The organism is Candidatus Symbiopectobacterium sp. NZEC127, from assembly GCF_025962675.1.
In the GTDB taxonomy this organism is placed as follows: domain Bacteria; phylum Pseudomonadota; class Gammaproteobacteria; order Enterobacterales; family Enterobacteriaceae; genus Symbiopectobacterium.
In genome coordinates, this window is record NZ_JAGFPG010000001.1 from 1,899,974 (window position 1) to 1,919,139 (window position 19,166).

The 19,166-nt window shown below is 56.1% G+C and carries 19 protein-coding genes; 2 read left to right on the forward strand and 17 right to left on the reverse strand.

Going from position 1 to position 19,166, the window contains the following annotated elements; genetic code table 11:
- Window positions 1-345 precede the first annotated feature (345 nt).
- A complete protein-coding gene (locus tag J5069_RS08850; RefSeq protein WP_264643461.1) occupies window positions 346-903 on the forward strand; it encodes a hypothetical protein in 558 nt (185 codons plus the stop codon).
- 71 nt (window positions 904-974) lie between these two features.
- Here J5069_RS08850 and J5069_RS08855 read toward each other — a convergent pair whose 3' ends face one another.
- Entirely contained in the window at window positions 975-1,244 is a 270-nt protein-coding gene (locus J5069_RS08855) for a hypothetical protein (protein ID WP_264643462.1), read from the reverse strand.
- Window positions 1,244-2,329 (reverse strand): alkene reductase, encoded by a 1,086-nt coding sequence (locus J5069_RS08860; RefSeq protein ID WP_264643463.1) that lies wholly within the window; start codon window positions 2,327-2,329, stop codon window positions 1,244-1,246. Before J5069_RS08860 ends, J5069_RS08855 begins: the two co-directional genes overlap by 1 nt.
- A gap of 548 nt (window positions 2,330-2,877) precedes the next feature.
- Between J5069_RS08860 and ypdK the strand changes: the two genes are divergently transcribed.
- A complete protein-coding gene (gene ypdK, locus J5069_RS08865) occupies window positions 2,878-2,949 on the forward strand; it encodes a membrane protein YpdK (RefSeq protein ID WP_195314225.1) in 72 nt (23 codons plus the stop codon).
- Between the two features lie 121 nt (window positions 2,950-3,070).
- Here the strand turns inward: ypdK and J5069_RS08870 are convergent, their stop codons facing one another.
- The 15 genes from J5069_RS08870 to J5069_RS08940 all read right to left on the reverse strand — a co-directional run bounded on the left by J5069_RS08870 (window position 3,071) and on the right by J5069_RS08940 (window position 19,146).
- Window positions 3,071-3,916 (reverse strand): prepilin peptidase, encoded by an 846-nt coding sequence (locus J5069_RS08870; protein WP_264643464.1) that lies wholly within the window; start codon window positions 3,914-3,916, stop codon window positions 3,071-3,073.
- 127 nt (window positions 3,917-4,043) lie between these two features.
- Complete coding sequence (locus J5069_RS08875) at window positions 4,044-4,829, reverse strand: type II secretion system protein N (RefSeq protein ID WP_264643465.1); 786 nt, start codon at window positions 4,827-4,829, stop codon at window positions 4,044-4,046.
- Complete coding sequence (locus J5069_RS08880) at window positions 4,819-5,331, reverse strand: type II secretion system protein M (protein ID WP_264643466.1); 513 nt, start codon at window positions 5,329-5,331, stop codon at window positions 4,819-4,821. The genes J5069_RS08875 and J5069_RS08880 overlap by 11 nt, the downstream gene beginning before the upstream one ends.
- The gene (gspL, locus tag J5069_RS08885; protein ID WP_264643467.1) at window positions 5,328-6,647 is read right to left on the reverse strand and encodes a type II secretion system protein GspL; all 1,320 of its coding nucleotides are present in this window, start codon (window positions 6,645-6,647) and stop codon (window positions 5,328-5,330) included. The genes J5069_RS08880 and gspL overlap by 4 nt, the downstream gene beginning before the upstream one ends.
- A gap of 11 nt (window positions 6,648-6,658) precedes the next feature.
- Window positions 6,659-7,648, reverse strand: coding sequence for a type II secretion system minor pseudopilin GspK (gene gspK, locus J5069_RS08890; RefSeq protein WP_264643468.1), 990 nt, complete (start codon window positions 7,646-7,648; stop codon window positions 6,659-6,661).
- Window positions 7,645-8,283: a type II secretion system minor pseudopilin GspJ gene (gspJ, locus tag J5069_RS08895; protein ID WP_264643469.1), complete on the reverse strand. Its 639-nt coding sequence runs from the start codon at window positions 8,281-8,283 to the stop codon at window positions 7,645-7,647. The genes gspK and gspJ overlap by 4 nt, the downstream gene beginning before the upstream one ends.
- A complete protein-coding gene (gene gspI, locus J5069_RS08900) occupies window positions 8,280-8,645 on the reverse strand; it encodes a type II secretion system minor pseudopilin GspI (RefSeq protein ID WP_264643470.1) in 366 nt (121 codons plus the stop codon). The genes gspJ and gspI overlap by 4 nt, the downstream gene beginning before the upstream one ends.
- Window positions 8,642-9,241 carry a type II secretion system minor pseudopilin GspH gene (gspH, locus tag J5069_RS08905; protein ID WP_264643471.1) on the reverse strand — a complete coding sequence of 200 codons (600 nt, stop codon included), beginning with the start codon at window positions 9,239-9,241 and terminating at the stop codon, window positions 8,642-8,644. Before gspH ends, gspI begins: the two co-directional genes overlap by 4 nt.
- A gap of 25 nt (window positions 9,242-9,266) precedes the next feature.
- The gene (gspG, locus tag J5069_RS08910; protein ID WP_264643472.1) at window positions 9,267-9,731 is read right to left on the reverse strand and encodes a type II secretion system major pseudopilin GspG; all 465 of its coding nucleotides are present in this window, start codon (window positions 9,729-9,731) and stop codon (window positions 9,267-9,269) included.
- Between the two features lie 41 nt (window positions 9,732-9,772).
- Complete coding sequence (gspF, locus tag J5069_RS08915; protein ID WP_264643473.1) at window positions 9,773-10,999, reverse strand: type II secretion system inner membrane protein GspF; 1,227 nt, start codon at window positions 10,997-10,999, stop codon at window positions 9,773-9,775.
- A 1-nt stretch (window position 11,000) separates the two neighbouring features.
- Window positions 11,001-12,497 (reverse strand): type II secretion system ATPase GspE, encoded by a 1,497-nt coding sequence (gene gspE, locus J5069_RS08920; RefSeq protein WP_264643474.1) that lies wholly within the window; start codon window positions 12,495-12,497, stop codon window positions 11,001-11,003.
- Entirely contained in the window at window positions 12,494-14,422 is a 1,929-nt protein-coding gene (gene gspD / locus J5069_RS08925; RefSeq protein ID WP_264643777.1) for a type II secretion system secretin GspD, read from the reverse strand. The genes gspE and gspD overlap by 4 nt, the downstream gene beginning before the upstream one ends.
- An 83-nt stretch (window positions 14,423-14,505) precedes the next feature.
- Window positions 14,506-15,423, reverse strand: a complete 918-nt coding sequence (gene gspC / locus J5069_RS08930) for a type II secretion system protein GspC (RefSeq protein WP_264643475.1) — start codon at window positions 15,421-15,423, stop codon at window positions 14,506-14,508.
- Between the two features lie 51 nt (window positions 15,424-15,474).
- Window positions 15,475-17,484 carry a glycoside hydrolase family 28 protein gene (locus J5069_RS08935; RefSeq protein WP_264643476.1) on the reverse strand — a complete coding sequence of 670 codons (2,010 nt, stop codon included), beginning with the start codon at window positions 17,482-17,484 and terminating at the stop codon, window positions 15,475-15,477.
- Window positions 17,485-17,583: 99 nt separating this feature from the next.
- Entirely contained in the window at window positions 17,584-19,146 is a 1,563-nt protein-coding gene (locus J5069_RS08940; protein WP_264643477.1) for a polysaccharide lyase family 1 protein, read from the reverse strand.
- Window positions 19,147-19,166 lie beyond the last annotated feature (20 nt).

The following is a 19,166-nucleotide window of genomic DNA, read 5'->3' on the forward strand; positions in this document are numbered from 1 at the left end:
CACATCCACAGTTTCCGTACGGAATAACGGAAATCATCTATTATTCATTTTAAGTATTAAAAAAGCTCTTTTTTTGGCCGATAGTGACTTCAAGGGTTTGTGTTCTGTGCGCATAAAGATAAGCTCGATGCAGTAGCGGGCAATGGCTAAAGCATCGATAACCAGCGGTTGCTGGGCCAGACGTCGCGTGCCTCAAAGCCCAACGCGTTGAGATTGCACATTAATATGTTAAGTGGCTGTTTTGTCAGAAATATTTTACTGACATTTTTATCTTTTTCGCTTTATTTCAAAGTGACGTGTTGGCATTAAATACTGCCAGTAATGAATATATAAAGGAGTTATATTGTGGTTATTCCAGATATTCAGACTCAAAATCTACATGGCGCCACTTTTCAACCTAACGTCTCTACCGTTGATGTGATCAAATCACCCAATGCGGTTGCGGCAGTCAATACTGAAAGTAAAACCGGATCGTCATCTACTGGCTCAGATCCTTCAGATACCTTCTCTCCGGCCAACAGCACCAAGGTGACCCTCTCTTCTGACAAGGCGCGCGCTGCCCGAGGCGATTCGGCTGAGAGAAAGCCGGCCGAGCATCAGAATGATGATGAAGAGGCTGCGGCGGGCAATGACTATTCACTGAGCATGACAGGCATTCCTCTGTTCGGTGGGAAGCTGGTTTCAGTGATCAAATACCCTGATGGTCAATCAGAAATGTTTGATACCCGGACGGGAAAACGTATTTCTCAACAAGACCTTGCATTGATCGGTGTGCTGCACGGTGTTGATCCCGAGGAGATACTGAATTTTGAGAGTAATGAATCTTACAGCGGGCTTACGGCCGCTGAAGTCTATCAGCGTATTCAAGAGTTGCTCGGCAAGGAAAACGGAAGCGACGTGTAATATCAATGACGGCTCAGGGCCCGCGCTGATATCTGCCTTGTCCGCGCGGGCTGCCGTATAACGTGATGAGGTTAATCCTGTACGTGACAGCAGGGGCACATATGCACCTCAGCGGCGCTGATTGCCGTGACGCCCGCACAATCCCACTCTACGCGCACCGCTTGTCCTTCAGGGAGTGAATGGTGCAGATATTTGCTGACCGCGTCCTCGGTCACTCCCGTTATCTGTTCCGTTGCCAGTAGCGTATCCCCGACATAGACGCGTGCCACCGCATGAGCCGGTTTTTTTTCATCACCTTGTAGCTGATACAGATGATTCACCGTTAATTTGATACTCGCCATCACGCGCCTTCCTGAGGGCTGGCGGTATCGTCATCCAGGCTGGGGTAATCGGTGTAGCCTGTTCGATCGCTGGTATAAATCGTTTGTGCGTTCAACGCATTGAGCGGCGCACCGAGGCGTAAGCGTTGCACCAGATCGGGGTTAGCGATGTACCACCGTCCAAACGACACGGCATCTGCGCCGCCTTCATCCAACAGCGCCTGTGCCGAGGCTAGCGTCAAACCATCATTGGCAATATAGGCACCGGTAAAATGCTTACGCACCAACGGGCCATAAAGCGTGCTACCCGCAATATCTTCACGGCCAAAGATAAAGGCCAAACGCCGTGTATCCAGCTGTTGGGCCACATAGGTAAACAGCGCCGCCGGATCGGAGTCCTTCATGGAGTGCGTATTGGACATCAGGTTCAGGTGCACGCCAACTCGGCCAGCGGGCCAGACGGTAAGCACCGCATCCACCGCGTCGAGCAGAAAACGTGCGCGGTTTTCAATGTTGCCACCGTAGCGGTCCGTCCGCTGGTTTGAGCCATCGTGCAGGAACTGATCGAGCAGGTAACCATTGGCTGCGTGTATTTCCACACCGTCAAAGCCAGCGCGTTTGGCATTGGCGGCCGCCTGACGGAAATCCTCAACAATATCAGGGATCTCATTGGTTTCCAGCGCGCGTGGTACTTCGTAGCTCTTATAGGGGCGAAGCGTAGCGACGTGGCCCTCCGGTGCAATCGCACTCGGCGCAACCGGCAGTTTCCCATCAAGGTAGACAGGATCGGAGATACGTCCGACATGCCACAATTGCAGGACAATTTTCCCACCGGCAGCGTGCACACCGGCGGTAATACGTGCCCAACCGGCAATCTGTTCATCAGACCAGATACCCGGCGTATTCGGATAGCCTACACCCTGCGCTGAGATAGAGGTGGCTTCACTGATGATCAGTCCTGCATTGGCGCGCTGTACGTAGTATTCCAGCATCAGCGGCCCAGGCGTTCTTTCGTTAAAGGCTTTCATGCGCGTTAACGGAGCCATCACAATACGGTTAGGCAGCGTCAGTTCGCCGATAGCGACGGGCTCGAATAGATTCGGCATAGCATTTTCCTTTCTCAGAAACCGGCCTCAAAGCTGGTTTAGGCAACCCTACTGTGTCTGGTGTTTTATCACGGCACTCATGTCCGATTCGCAGCAAATAGTGCGAGACAGATCACATTATAGAGGCAAAGTGCCCGTTTGGAGCCGCGATTATCCACGACGAGGATGAGAAGCATCGAAGGGGAAAATGAGTGAACAACAAAGCGTAAATTCGAATACTTTTTCTGGGTTGACACCCTTTCTCGCGTTTTCCTGTCAACCCCGCAATTATTGGTAGCATTAATCGCCACCGCATGCCTTTTTTTCCCTTAAAGACGCTTTCGAACAGGCTGCTTTTTAATGCTATTTATTGCATTTTCCTCCTTCCCCCTATTGATATTCAACCCCCACCAGGCGTAGATTTAGCGCCGATTCCATCATAACGGGCGCGCCCTGTTTATGACAGACGGAAGGCCCTCGCTCTGCGTCGGTTCGCAGGGGTAAATGCTTTCCAAAAAGACGCACAATCGGAATCGTTGCAGGCGTATGTTTGCTGGAGATGACAATCAGTGAAGTATTTTTTTATGGGTATCTCATTCATGCTGATGGTGTGGGCGGGTACTTTTATGCTGATGATTTAGTGACAGGTCATCGCGAGTTCGATACCAAACAGCATAAATAAATAAAATCGAAAAAAGAAATGAATAAGGGCTGAGTGAAGAATCACTCAGCCCATTTTGTTGGCGTCGTTGGTAAGAAAAATCAGAAAGAGAAACCGGGAACAAAAAGCAGAATACCGCCGCTTATCGCCAGCCAGGGGCCAAACGCCAGCGGCTGCTCGAAATCGCCACCGCGCCGCCATCGCCACAGACAGGTCATCACCAAGCCACCCAGCGCCGCTAACAGCACCAGTTGCGGCAGCGCTTGCCATCCAAGCCAGGCACCGAGTGCCGCCAGCAGTTTGAAATCGCCCACCCCCAACGCATCTTTGCCCGTCAGGGTTTTAAACAGCCAGTAGACCACCCACAGGGCAAGATATCCGGCCATGGCACCAATAACGGCACTCTCCAGTGGCACAAAGGCGTCACTGAGATTGATGAACAATCCGAGCCATAACAGCGGCAGCGTCAAGGCATCCGGCAGCAGCAACGTCTCGGCATCAATCGCCGCCAGCGCGATGAGAAAGGCAAGCAGTGTCAATGCCCCCAGCAACGATATCCCCGGCGGCCACAGGCTGCCGGCTGCCACAAACAAGAGCCCGGTTGCCGCTTCCACCAGCGGATAGCGCCAGGCGATAGGCTGATGACAGCAGCGACTGCGCCCGCGCAGCACCAGCCACCCCAGCACCGGCACGTTATAACGCAGCGCAATCGGCTGGTGGCAACGCGGGCAGTGGGAGCGCGGCCACCACAGATCGTAGCGAGCCTGCGCAACCTGCACGTCGCCGTCAGCGCTCAACGCGGCGTCATCGCGCCACTGCATTTCCAACATGACAGGCAGGCGATGAATCACCACATTCAGAAAACTACCAATAACCAGCCCCAATACCAAAAGCGCGCTGCACCAGAGCAGAGGATACGCTTCCGAAAACGCTACCAGTTGTTCCACGCCGTGCCTCGCATATCATCATCCTCGTAATGGTTGGCATCGCCTTTGCGCGCTATGGTTTCACACGCCACAAGCAGCAACAACCGGTAAAACATCCGCACATGCAAGCTTGTGCACGCGTACGCAGTTAAAGCGCCAAACGCCCCTGGAAACGCAACAAACGGCCACCTTGCGCATCGGCATTACCCTGCGTGGACAAGATGCGTCCAATCGCTTGCGGCATGGCATCACCGCTCGCCAGCCGCCCATCAAACTGGTATTCCCCGCTGGCAGCCAGACTTCCTTTGCCGGTAATTTGTACATGAGGCGATTGCTGGCGTAGCGCCATTTCCAACCGCCCTTCGTGGCAATTGAGCTGCACCTGGGGCTGAGCCAGCGCAACCGTGCCAAGCGGCGTGCCTAATGCAGCATCCTGCCAGTTCAACGTTGCCGACAGCGATTGGCATCCACGCGGATCGATAACCGCTTGTTGCAGTCGCAACTGCACGTTCCCTTGTGCGCTGACCGGGACAATCAGCGGCAATTTATGCACCACGTAAGCCGCCGGTACAGACACCTGCCACTGGAAAAGTTGCGCCTGCTGCCAGCCCCGGATCACGCCTTTACCGCTCGGCCCGTCGGGGCTATCGAACGTCAGCGCCAGCGCGGGCATCAGGTCAGAGAAGGTGACATCCCAGCTCACCGCGCCCACATTGCTACCGCGCCAGCGAACCACATCAACCTGCCCGTGCCAGACGGTGCCGCTAACACCGTTAACCGCCAGATCCGGCGGTAGCCATCGCGTCAACAGCCGCGCGGGGGCATCCAGCGCCAGGAAAAACAGATAGCCCAGCATCAGTAACAGGGCACCCAGCGCTTTCATTTTGAACGCTAGCCCCCTGTTTGCGTCAGTGTGGAGAGCATTAGCTTTCATTAACACGCTCCATCACCAGTTTGCTGATATCAACCCTGCCGGGCGCACCGTCCACGGCATTCACATCAAGCTGGAGCACGCTCACACCCAACTGTTCCATCTCACCCAACCACTGCATCAGCAAGGTGAAATCACTGCGCTCCAGCGTCACCGCTACCTGATTACCTTGCGGTTGCAGCCGTGCCGCTTTCAAGCCGTAACGGCTACTGCTTTGCGAAATCAGCACCGGCAAGCTGACATGACGCGACTCCTCGGTCGCTGATGTCGAGGGTGCTGCCGCCTGTGCGATACGCGGGGCTTGCTGGCGCAGCCAGGCGACCGTTTGTTGCTCCCTGACCAGGGTGCGCTGCCACTGCTCGCTGCGCTGCTGCCAGGGTTGCCACAGCAGGAAATAGCAGACGGCCAGCGCCAACGCGCTGCCCGCCAGCATCAGCAGCCGACGCTCACGCGGCGTAATGCTGAGCCAATAGCGGTGCCACTGCGTCATAACGGCGTTTCTCATGGCTGCCCCTTTAACGTCATCTGTGCTTCCACGCGTGCGCCATTCTGGCGAATTTCACCGTGTTGGATCTGGTAATAGGTTTCAGCCTGTTGCTGGAACTGTTCCAGTTCGGGATAAGCCGGTGCGCTGTAAGCCAGACGAATCTCCCGCCGGTTGCCGTCATAGGCCAGCGTGCTCAGGCGTATATCCTGATTTTCGCCCAGCAGCGCCTGTAAGCGGTTCATTGATTGCAACAGGCGCGGCGTATCGCGCTCGCCGCCTGCCTGCTGTAAATGCTGTTGCATCTGCGCCCGAGGATTCACCACCTGGGTTTCTGCGGGGAATATCTGGCGATAAACACGCACACTCTCTTGCTGCCAGTAGGTCGCTTGTTGATACAGTTGGTAATGCTGCCAGACAGCATCCGCCAGCAGCAACAGCAAATAGCAGCCAGCCAGCGCCGCCACCCCGCGCCAGGCATTCCAGCCGTTGCGCCATGCTCTCGCCGGTGCGAATTCCCCCTGATCCAGCCCTAAAGCCGACAGCCTCGGTGCCTGTGCAGCCAATTGCAGCAGCGGTGTGGCGGGTTGAGACGCCCAGATGCCAACGGAAGGTACCGGATGGCTGTAGCTGTCACCGTGCAGAACCGACATCTCTTGGTCAGTGTCATTCCCCGCTGCATCGGGTTCGTCATCGGGGTTGGCCTGTGGCAATGCGGCCAACAACGCGGCATGCCAGCTCTGCTCCGCCGCCAAACCCTCACCGGTTGTGTGGCGAAACAGCCACAGATCGCGGTGGCAGAGTGCGCTGAGACCAGAGATCGGCAGAGGCAGTGCCATCACATCCGGCAGTATGATGTCCGGTTTGATGGCCAGCGCGTCGCACAGCGCTATCCAGTGCGCCATCTTGCTCTTTGCGACGACAGCAACCGTAGCACGATCGCCTTCCCATGCCAGTACGGCGCAGTGTACGGTTTCCACATCAACCGCCAGACGCTCTTCCAGCATAAACGGCAGCGCCTGCTGTAGCTGGCGGCGGGCCTGTCGGGCAATGGTCAGCGAGTGAAACGTCACGGCGGTCGTCGGCACCAGCACGGTGGCAGAGTGAATACCGGGATACCCTGCCAGCAGCTCACGCAATTGCGCTACGCCGCCCTGCCCTTGCGTTACAACGCGTGCCTCACGGCCGTGCGCGATCAGCCATTCAACATCCGTGTCATCCCCCGCCAGTCGCAGGATCAGACGCGGCTTGTCAGAAGCCCGCACGCGGTCATTCGTCTGACGTGAAGAAGCCAGCGCGCGGCCGGGCAATATGCGTTGAAAATTAAACGTGTTCATACTGTTCCTGTTCATGGATTCACCGTGCGGTAACCGCCTGAGTACCGTCGTACCACGGACACCGTTTTTCCATCCCGATGCAGCAGGCTGGTTTGATAGACGTCGCCACTGTCACCCATGCGAACCCGCATATGGGCAAAAAACCAATCACTTCTCGCCACCAACACCCGCTGCGCGCTGCTTTTGTTTATCGAGGGAAAACCGTCTTGCGATAAAAACGCCGTGCCGCTCTGCCATCCCGCCACAGGGCGCTGCTGCAACAACATTTTTGCCTGCTCTGCGTTTAGCGTGTTGAGAAACAATGCGGAGAGCAGCGGTGCCTGATAGTCCCGCAAAGTATTAATATTTATCTGCAACTTTTGCGTCGGCAGTGCGCAGACGAACGGCAGCAGGCGCTGGTAAAGCGCAGCATCCACCCCTTGCACCATGCGCAATTCACTGATATCCACCATCGACTGGTTGGCCGCACGGTAGGGATCAGGCAATGCCATATAGGTTTCATCTTCAGCCCCGTTCGCCATCGGCTGGCTGTCTTCGTCGATCCAATCGCGCACCGCCGCCACAATGGTCACCGCCTGTGCCGGATCGACCCCGAGATTGATCAGCAGCCAGCGGAACACCAGCGCGGGATACGGCGTGCTGACCGCCGTGCTGTCGTCGCTGATGGTTTGGTTAATAGCATTCAGGTTGAAACACGCCAGCCCATCCTGCACATAGCCGAGGATCTCCCCGCCCTCAACCGGAAACTGACGTCCGCGCTGCGCCCAGCTTTGCGACAGCGTGGTGCGTTCCGGCGTGATCAGCGCATCACGCAGGATCACCTTACCGACAAAAGCCTCCGCACCAAGGGCATACCATTTAGCCTGCTGGTGCCCCAACTGGCGCTCGGTGCGCATAAACACCTTGCCTTGTCGTTCAGCGATGCTGGCGGCAACCGTGACCATCAGCGCCAGGATCAGCAATACCACCAACAAGGCGACACCGCGCTGGCGCGACCTCATGTTTTCTCTCCCGGCGCGATAAGGAACAGGCGTGACACTTCACCGTAATCGCGCAGCGTTACAATCACTTCAATCCCCTGCGGTAACTGCGAGGCGTTGCCCCACGATTTCTGCCAGCCGTTACTGCCGTAAAAACGTAAGCGAAAGCCCTCCACCTGGGTCAATATCGCTTTCTGCTCCGGCTTTTCACCGGGAATAGGATCGACGTAGCGATAAAACAGCCGCTCCAGTTGGTTATCACGCAAGCGATACGCCACGCCCTGTAATTCGCTGCGCGGTAAAATACCCAGCGGGTTAAGCCAGCCATTGCGAGTGAAACGCAGGTAGTCGTCCTCACTTTGCATCTGCTTGCTGCCGGTAAAAAAGAACGCGGCGCTGCCTCGACCATGGCGAGCAATGATGTGTGAAAGATCGTCTTCTACCTGACCAAACGCCCGCTGTAACTCCGACAATCGCTGCGCTTTGCGTGCTGAAATTTCATCGTTACGCATTACACCGTTCAGTATCTGGAATGCGCTAACGCTCAGCGCGGCAAAAATGCCGATAGCCAGCAGCATCTCTACCAGTGTAAAACCGCGCTGTGCACGCAACGGTATTGCTGTTACACCGTCAAGGCGGGCCGTTTCGCCCTTCATTGTTTCACCACATAACTGCGCAGCACGGCATCGGCCGCACTGCTGTTTTTGTCACGCCGCACTTCAACATCCAGCGCGCGAAACTGCGCATCACCGGTTTCAACGCCTTGCCAACGCCAAAACCAGCGCTCACCGCCCAGCGAACTGACACCGCTGACCCAGCGCGTTTCCGGCCAGCGTTTCTCCAGCTTTAACTGTACCTGCTGGTTTTCTGCCACCCAGCCGGCGAAGGTTTTCAGTTCCAAACGGTTCAGGGTGCTGACCTGGTAAATAGCCGTCCTCATCACGGCCAGCCCCGCCAACGCAAACACCGTCAACGCCACCATCACCTCGAGCAGCGTCATACCGCGCTGCGGTTTCATAACCGCGCCCCCTGAATATTTGTGCGTTTTTCTGGCGCATCCTGCGACGTCATGATGTTGCCGACGGCATCCACCTGCACCCAGGCGTTCTGCGTTTTCGGCTCGGCATTGAACACCAGACGAAACGGCGTCACTTCCCCGCCGGGCAAAATCAGGATGTCAGGCTCATCGTCACGCCCGTTAGACACCTCTTCGTGGGCATTGCGTTTCAGCGCTTTTTTACTTTTGATATCTTGCAGTTCAAGGCGCAAGCGTGCGGGTAACGTTGCTGAAGGCGTGATGCTTTGTGGTCGCCAGGGCTGCCAGTGATAGCCCAAAAACTGATCGCTGTGTGAGCGTGACGTCTCGCCACCGTCATTCGGCAATAATTCAATAAACTGCCACCGATTCTGAGAAATACGCACGCCAAGCACATGCTCGTTCAGTTGGCTCTCTTCCACGGCAAAATCGAGCTGCGCGCGGAAATAGGCCATCTGCCAGGCGCTGTCGCTCTGCCTGTCGGAAGGAAAGGCCATCATCACCAGGCTGGCAGCAATCCCTGCCAGCAGAGCAACCAACATCATCTCCAGTAGTGTGAACCCGCGTTGCTGTTCCATCCTGCCCTACCTTGCGTGACCCACGCTATTTGCCACCGATGTTCCAATTGCCGATATCGTCTTCGGTGCCCGGCATGCCATCCGGCCCCAGAGAGAAGATATCCAGTTTGCCGTGCTTACCCGGATTCAGCAGTTGATAATCCGCGCCCCAAGGATCTTGCGGCAAACGACGGATATAGCCGTCCGGCTGGTAATTCTTCGGTTCAGGCTGGATCACCGGTTTCTTCACCAATGCGGTCAATCCCTGCTCCGTCGATGGGTAGCGCTGGTTATCCAGACGATACATATCCAATGCGCTTTCGAGCGCCACAATGTCACTCACCGCTTTCTGGCGATCGGCTTTGTCTTTGTTCCCCATCAGGCTGGGCACCACCATGCTCGCCAGCACCCCGAGGATCACAATCACCACCATGATCTCCAGCAGCGTAAACCCCTGCTGAGCCGGACGACGCCGCCTTGACTGACGGTGGGTAGGGTTATGTTGTTGCATATTGTCTTCCTTATTCCTTACCCCCTTGAACGGGGATTACGTTACATGCTCATCATGGTATTCAGTTGCAACAGCGGCTGAAGGATGGCCAGCACGATAAACAGCACCACGGCGGCCATCGTCACCACCAACAGCGGTTCGAACAGCCCGAGCGCCATGGACATCTGCGCGTTGAACTCCCTGTCCTGATTATCCGCCGCCCGTTCCAGCATGCTGTCCAGCTCGCCGCTGCGTTCACCGCTGGCGATCATGTGGCGCATCATCGGTGGAAACAGTGCCGTTTGTTCCAGCGCCTTGTGCAGGCTGACACCCTCGCGCACTGCCTCTGTCGCTTGCGACAGGCGATGGCGCGCATAATCATTGCTCATTACATCGCCGCTGATGCGCATCGCCTGCAACAGCGGCACCGCGCTGGCGTTCAGAATGCTGAGCGTGCGCGCATAGCGCGCGGTATTGAGGCCACGCAGGATACGCCCGATCACTGGCACGCCGAGCTGGCGACGGTGATATGCCAGGCGACGCGTTTCCTGCTTGAGCAACGCGCGTGCGACCAGGGCACCGACCACCAGTGCAATGGCAATCCACGGCCCGGCGCTGCGCACCATATCGCTCAGGCCCATCAGCACACGGGTTGACAGCGGCAGCACCTGTTTCATGTGAATAAACTGCTCGACCACCTTCGGCACCACGACAGACAGCAAAATGCTGACCACGGCAATGGCCACCACCGTCAATACGCAGGGGTAGATCAATGCCTGCTGAATACGGCTGCGCATCTGCTGGCGCTGTTCGGTGTAATCCGCTAACCGGTTCAATACCGTATCCAGGTGACCCGAGGTTTCGCCTGCGGCGACCATGGCGCAATAGAGACGGGTAAAACAGCCGGGAAACGCTTTCATCGCCTCCGCCAGTGAATGCCCTTCCATCACCTTGCTGCGCACGCCGCTCATCAGGTTGCTCAACGCCGGCTTTTCACTCTGACGCGCCACCGCATCCAGTGCCTCTTCCAGCGGCAGCGCTGCGGCTACCAGCGTTGCCAACTGGCGCGTCAACAGCGCCAAATCCGCCGCGCTGATACGCGTGGTGCGGCGCAGCGAAAAACGCGGTGTCGCGGATGTGCCGTCGCTGCCTTGCCCCTCGCTTAACGCCAATGGCGTCATGCCGCGCTCGCGCAGTAGCTGTCGCGCGTGGCGAGCAGAGTCAGCCTCCTGACTGCCGCGACAGCGTTTTCCGTGCTCGTCCAATGCCTGATAGTGAAACAGCGCCATCTCACTCCTCCTGCGTTACTCGAATTACCTCTTCCCAGGTGGTCAAACCGGCCAACACCTTGTTGATGCCGTCCTGGCGGATGGTGAGACGTTCCGGCCCCAGCAGGCGGGCAATCGCCAGTTCACCGTCGCCACGGTGGATGGCGGCGCGAACGTCGTCATTCACCAGTAAAAGTTCATGGATCCCGGTACGGCCCCGGTAGCCGGTAAAGTTGCACTGTGTGCACCCAACGGCCCGATACACCGTGCTGTGCGGCGTAATGCCCATTTGCTGCGCCTGCACGGCATCAATCGGGTGTGCTTCACGGCAGTCAGGACACAGGGTGCGCACCAGTCGCTGCGCCAGCACCGCCAGCAGCGAGGTGGACAGCAGAAATGGCTCGATGCCCATATCCTGCAAGCGTGACAGCGCCCCCAGCGCGCTGTTGGTGTGCAAGGTGGAGAGCACCAGATGGCCGGTCAGTGAGGCCTGCACCGCTATCTGGGCGGTTTCGCCATCACGGATTTCACCGACCAGTACCACGTCCGGGTCCTGGCGCAAGATAGCGCGCAGGCCGCGCGCAAAGGTCATGTCCACCTTGGTGTTGACCTGCGTCTGTCCGATGCCTTCCAGTTCATACTCGATAGGGTCTTCCACCGTCATGATGTTGCGCTCGGTGGCATTCAAACGGCTCAGCGCCGCATACAGCGTGGTACTCTTTCCTGAACCGGTCGGACCGGTCACCAGAATGATGCCGTGCGGACGGTTGATCAGTGCGTCAATCTGTTGCCGCAACGCTTGCGACATCCCCAGCGCGGCGAGATCGAGCTGAACGCTGTTCTTGTCGAGCAGACGCAGCACCACGCGTTCACCATGGCTGGAGGGCAAGGTGGAGACACGCACATCGACGGCGCGTCCGCCAATGCGCAGCGCCATGCGGCCATCCTGTGGAATACGCTTTTCGGCGATATCCAGACGTGCCATGACTTTGATACGCGACACCAGCAGTGACGCCAGCTTGCGCTGCGGGCGCAGAATCTCGCGCAGCACGCCATCCACGCGAAAGCGAATCAGCAGGTGGCGTTCGTAGGTTTCAATATGAATATCCGAGGCTTTGTTTTTGATGGCTTCGGTCAGCATGGCGTTGATCAGACGGATAATCGGCGCGTCATCGTCAGCGTCCAGCAAATCGTCGCTGTCCGGTAACTCTTCCACCAAGGTGTAGAAATCCATCTCGTTGCCAATATCTTCCATCAGACGCCGCGCTTCATCGGAATCGCGCTGATAGCAGACGATCAGTTGCCGCTCGAACTCTTGCGCACTGACGCGCGCCACGGTGAAAGCGCTGCCCGCCACACGGCGCGCTTCCATCAATGCGGTTGCCGTCGTTGCCGCATCACACATCAGGCTGTGCTGCTGCGTTGCGCCATCCTGTAACAGCAGGATGTGATGGGTGCGCGCGTAGGCAAACGGCAGGAGTGGCCGCCATTCCGGCATGCTGGCGTTAAGCTCGCTCATCGGCCACCCGTGGGGTAGAGCGCGGTAATGGCGGTTTTCACCTGAAGGAAGGTGTGGGTGTTACCGCTGCCAGGTAAGCGCAACTGTTTGTCATGCAGCAGGTTATCGCGATTATCTCCTTCACGTTGCTGCCCGCGCTCTTCGCTGAATGAGCGGTATTTATCGCTGGACGCCGTCTGATACTGCTGGCGATCGCGGATGATGGTGGGGCGAATAAACAGCATCAGGTTACGTTTTTTGACCTGTTTGCTGTTGGAGCGGAACAGCGCACCAATCACCGGGATATCGCCCAATATCGGCACGCGTGACGCGCTCTCGGTGGTGCTCTTGTCCAGCAGGCCGCCTACCACTACTGTTTCGCCGTTGCCTACCAGCACCGCGTTGCTTACCGTGCGGGTGTTAAAGGTCACGCCCAATTCGGAACTGCTGCTGGAGGCGGAATCCGCCACGCTGGAGACCTCTTGTTCGATCTCCATCAGTACCGAATCCCCCTCGTTGATCTGCGGTTTGACCTTGAGTTTTATCCCAACCGTTTTGCGCTCAACGGTGTTGAAGATACGATCGCTGGCCGTGGTCTGCGATCCCGCCAGCACCGGCACTTCCTGGCCGACGTTGAAGTTGGCTTCCATGTTGTCCAGCGTGACAATGCTTGGCGTCGCCAGAATGTCGTTTTTGCTGTCGCTGGAAATGGCGGTCAGCAACATCGACCAGTTGCCCTGGTAGAATCCTGCCGCCAGACCGTTAACGCCGCCGAGCGCCGTACCCAGCGCGGTGGGGATGGTGCCATCTTTGCGGTATTGATCCACGCCGGTCACCACGGTGGAAAGCGGCAGTCCGGTGTTGGTGAACTGCGTCATTCCGGCGTGTTTATTCCCCCACTGAATGCCGAGATTAAGGCCATCGGCGTCCTGCACTTCGGCAATGATCGCCTCTACCAGCACCTGTGGACGGCGAATATCGAGGCGGTTGATCACCTGTTCCAGATCGCGCATCACATCCGGCGCGGCATTGACGATCAAGGCATTGGTCTGTTCATGCGACTTGATAGAGATATCGCGGCGCAGCGCGGTCCCCGGCTGCGTCGTTTGCTGATCTTTTTGCAAGCTGTCGCTGACGCCGGTAAGCACCTCCACTAAATCCGCGGCCTTGGCAAACTTGAGATAAATCACCTTGGTGTTACCCTGCGCCGCCTGCTGCCTGTCGAGCTGTTTGATCATGGCGATCACCCGTTCGCGCGATTTGGGTTCGCCGCGCACCAGCACCGCGTTGGTGCGCTCGTCGGCCACCACGTTGGCGGTCATCGCGCCCGGCAGCGCGGTTTTTTCATCAGACTTATTCAGCTCATTGACCAGTTTCACCACTTCGGCAGAAGAGGCATAGGAGAGCGGCACCGTCACCACGTTGCGATCGCCGGTGCGGTCGACGCGCTCAACAATCTCCATCAGGCGTTTCACTACCGCTGCGCGACCGGTCATCAGCAACACGTTAGACGGCTCGTAATGCACCACGCTGCCAGAGCCTGCATTGTCGTTGAGCTGGCGTAGCAGCGGTGCTAAATCACGCGCGGCAACGTTGTTCACCGGCACCACGCGCGTCACCACTTCATCACCGATACCCGGCTGCTTGTCCGTCGCGACCGGTATCGATGAGGTTTTGGCATCTTTGGCGGCAATCACCTTTAGCACACCGTTATCCATCGGCACCACGGCAAAACCGTACACGTCCAGCACGCTGAGGAAGAACTGGTAATACTGCTCTTCGTTCATCATGTCGTAGCTGCGCACCGTGATAGACCCGCGCACTGCGGGATCGATGATCACGGTTTTATTCAGATTCTTACTGACGGTATTGATGAACTCCTGAATATCCGTCCCTTTAAAGCTGGCAGAAAATTCCGCGCCCCAGCACCAGGCAGAAACCATCATCAGAAGGCCCGCCCCCGCCAACCGCAAGCCTGTCATCCGCCGCCCTTTGCTAAAAACACGTTGCGCCACCTGTTCGTCTCCCATTACGGCTCATCTCTGCCCGCGTGCTGTTCACTCTCATCGTCCGCCGCCCCATCAAGGGTCAGCGTAATATCCTGGCGCTGTCCGTCGCGCTCTATTGTCAACGTCAATTCGCTCAACTGCGGCAGTTGCGCCATGGCTTGCTGCCCTTGCTCCGCATCACGCAAATCCATGCCGTTAAGCGCCACCGCCAGATCGTTGTCATGCAGCCCCAGGCGGTAGAACAGTTCGGTTTTTTTCCCCGGATTCAGGCGATAGCCCGCCAGCGCGTTGTCTTTCATCTGCGGGGCGATCGAGAGGTATTCCATCACCTTCATCGGTTCTGATTTCAACGAATTACGCACTGTACTCAGCGCCGCCGCGGGCGGCTTGGACGCGCTGCTGCTGTTACTGCTGGCTGCGCCAACTTCATCACGGTACAGGTAGAGCGCTTCATAACGCCCCTGGTGTTCAAGTACGATACGATCGGCAGAGATGGTCACAATCCGGGCTTCATAGCCGGGAACGGCGTCACCGACGCCACGGCTGAATTGCCGACCATCTTTGGCGATAATCACTATGGCGCGATCGGTCTGTCGGCTTGCCAGAATGCCGGTCACGGTCAATTGCAGGGAAGAAACGGGGATATCCCCCGCCAATACGCCTTCTGGCACAGGCTTGAGTGAGGTAGCACTGGGAGAGCGACCGAACAGCGTATACACGGTGGTTTGTGACGGCGTTGACGTGGCATGCGCCGGTGAGAGCGAGACGGTGTTCGCGACAGGTTGCGCAGGCAGCCACACGCGCCAGGTCCAGACGGCGAGCTGTTGGCAAATCAGCAATAACAGCAGCCCCATCATCCCGAGCCTGAGCCAGGAGGAAGGCAGGCGCGCGCCGATAGACAGTAAACCTTGTACGCGTTGTTGTATCACCTGAGACATTCTCCTTTCCCCACGCCGGAGAGGCGTGGGGAATAGCGTTACACTACGGCGTTACTGCGTTGCTGCATCACGCGTGATGGTTTGCGAACCCGTCGTGGTGATGGTCTCGTCGTTCACGCTGTCTTTCAGCTTGACGTTAGACACCCCTTCACCGAAGCTCCAGGCCTGTGCACCACTCAATACGTTATCAAACGTGACGTTTTTGAACTGGCTGTCATGCAGGAAGCCAATGGCCGTCGCTTTGACGTTGCGGAACTTCACATCTTCAAAATCGAAGTTCTTATGATACGCGTCGCGGCCTAGATCAAACCCATACGCGGTATCCATTGCTGCCTGAGTCATACCATCCACCGCGATGCTGCTCTTCTTGTTGGAGCCATCGATAGTGATGTTGTACACGGTGATATCACGGAACTGGGCCGGTTCTTTGGCTGGCAGGGTATCGTTGGTATCCGCGCTGTAAGCGATGGTGAAAATAAACGGCTCGTTGCCGCCGATATCTTTCATCGCGTTATCACGGAACAGCACGTCACGCGCACCACCGCCGTAATACGGACGGCTCTTCATGCGCAGACCCACGTCAGTCAGGTACATAACGTTGTTTTCAGCCACAATCTTCTCGATCCAGGCACCGGTATGGCTTCCTGCAACCACCGCACCGTGACCTTCACGGAAGTAGTTGTTGAAGATCCAGGCACCGCTTTGGGCTTTCTGACCAAACTCAGCCACACCTGCACCATAACCTGCGGCGAAGTTGACGCTGTCATCCCCGGTATCGAAGAAGTTGTTATAAACCATGACGTTTTGGCTGTTACCGAACTCAATACCATCGGCGTTGTTGCCGTCATAGGTTTTGTGTTGCAGCCCGTGCATTACCACGTTTTCTGATTCCAACGCCATCACACCGTGATAGGCCGGGTTCAGCACCGTCAAGCCGCCGACATAGAGGTTGCTTACGCCACGCAGCGTCATCATGGATGAGCGGCGGTTTTTGTAGGCATCTTCCAGCGCCACACCTTCATCGACGGCAGCTTGCGTCTGGTTTTTCGCCAGAATACCGTCATCTTTGACTTTGCTGGCGCTACTGGCACGAATTTGCGGCAGTGCGTTGCCCATTTCATCGGTGAAGGTCGCCGCAGGTTTACTGGTGCTCAGCCCTGCCACCCAACCATTACCATCAATGCTGCCTTTACCCACGATACGGATATTTTTGAATGTTCCCGCTTCCGTATGACCGTGATCGTTAGCTTCCAGCACGTTAAGCAGAGAGGGAGGACGTTTGGTCAGCATCTCGCCTTGAATGCGGTACGGGTAAAGGTAATAGCCTTTCGCTACCGGATAATCCGCCGGATTTTCGGAGCCGAGCAGTTTGGTGCCTTCCGCAATTTCAAAGGTCATGTCGCTGTGCAGGAACAACGCACCGGTCTTGAAGACCCCGCCCCCACTCAGCAGCACCTTACATCCTTGCGGATACGCCTGAATGGTGCAGGAATCGATCGCTTGTTGAATGACCGCAGTAGCTAGCGTTGTACCATTGTCTGCCGCGCCTTCTACTTTCACGTCAATCACATGCGGCGTTTTGCTGGTGCGTTGCGTGAGGGTTTCACTGTCGACCGACTCTTTGCCATCGGCATAGACGGTACGCACCGTAAACTTATATTCGGTATCCGGTTTCAAACCGTCCGTGCTGTCGGCAGTGAAGTTGTGGAACTTGACGCGCACGTGCCAGTTATCCGCATCAAATTTGCTGTAAAAGTTATCGATGTACGGTTTGGCAGGCGAGTGTTTATCCTGGTTTTCCAGCGTGCTGCCGAGCAGTTTGCCGTTCATGTACACGTTATAGTCTTTGATCTCGCCGCTCGCGGTCGTGGGCTTTTCCCACGCCAGCGAGATAGAGCTGTCATCAAAGGCCAGCGTCGGCACCTGCAATTTCTGCGGTGCAGCGGAGCGGTCAACCGGCGTAGTGGTATGGCTGGAGTTATTATCACAGCCCGCTAACAGCCCCCCCAATACCAAGGTGGCGCACAACGTTAATCGGGTTCTGGGTAAAAATTGCGTCATAAAATCATTTCCCATGTAATAGTAAATATTAACTAGTGAATATTAACTGTTCTATTGCTAGCCTTGAAAACAGTGTTGAAAACCATCCCTGGCGAATAATCAGTCAGGCAGCGATATTGACAATTTTCCTGCGCCCGCATTTTCCAAAACATATTTTTCGACGGCTGCGATAGATTTACCCACGGCATAGGTATAAGGCGGTTCCCAATCAATATCATTGGTACAGGTTTCCAATGCCCAGTTTCCTGGTGCTTTACCTGCACTCTCCGCAGCGGTTTTTTCTTGTTCTTGCAATGCTGTGCATTTTTCAATGGCTACCTGGTTCAGGTTTTTAGCTTGTGCGCCATTAAACCAGGAGCCGTTATCTTTAAACTTGCTGCCTTTATAGGCACCAATAATGGTACTTTCCTCTGCACCCGCCCCTTGGAAATTAAACACGTTCCCTTCAGATAAAATAGAAGAGGCAAAACCCATACCGATGGAATAGAGAATCGGATAATCAGCATCGGTGGCACCACGGTGGTAGTTATTCACCAGATGCACCTGGCCAAAACGCACGCGCGGTGCACGTTGGGTTAAATTGCTCCACAGGTTGCCTTCAAAGGTAATGCGGTATTCGCCTTCATCGCTGTCACCTGACCCGATAATGGTAGTTTTATCGTGCTCTTCGAAAACGTTATAAGAGATGGTCAGGTAATCCGCGCCATCCTCAATATCCAGCAAACCGTCATGACGTTGAATGTGTTTACCAAACAGCACCGGCTCTTTGCTGTCTGGGTGCTCGCCGTCGGTAAAGGTACAGTGATCGATCCAGACATTTTTACTGGCATTGATAGAGACCGCGTCGTAACGCGCGTTCCAGTTACCTGATGCGCCATCACCGGCATCCCAGGCGGGTGCAAAGTCACGCGGTGCCTGGAAGGTAATATTACGGATAATGATGTTGCTGTTATCCGTCTTGTTGAAGGTATGGCTCAGGGTATTGATTGACAGATAACCCTCTTCCAGCTTTGCATCTTGTCCTACGCCCAAAATGGTGGTGTTGGGCGGCACCTGGAACTGGATCTGCGCTTTCTGGTTGTTGGCATACTGCGAGCGCTGGCCGTTCTGTTTTTTCAACAGCGTGAGTTCGGCTTGCGCCGTTACCGCCTCTGCACCACCGGCATTGATCGTCGCTTGCAACTGCGCCAGATAATCCTTATCGAACGCCTTTACATACAGGTCAAAATCAAAGGTGGTTTTATTGGGCTTGGTTTTGTAATAGGTGGCGTCCGCGTAGGTACCATTGCCCAAATCATCACCACGAATAGTGCCAACCCAATAGATAATTTTAGGCTCCAGCTTGGCAGCCAGTTCCGCCGTGGCATCTCCGGCAAGGTAATTCGGGCTGCGTGTATTGCTTAACGCCTCTTTCAGTTCCTGACGAGAACTCACGACGTAAATACTTTCCGCCCGCGCCCCTTCACCACCGGTTGTGGCCGCTGCGGTACCATCCACATCCTTATACTGTGCCGTCCAACCGAACGGTGCAGTTTTAACCGGTAGCGTTTCATCAGCCAGTTCGGTATGCGATGAACTGTTATCGCATCCGGTTAAAAATAAAGAAGACAATGCGACACAGAGAACGCTATAACGGAAACGCCGACTATTTTTGACTGACATAAAGTTTTATCCCTCAGTAT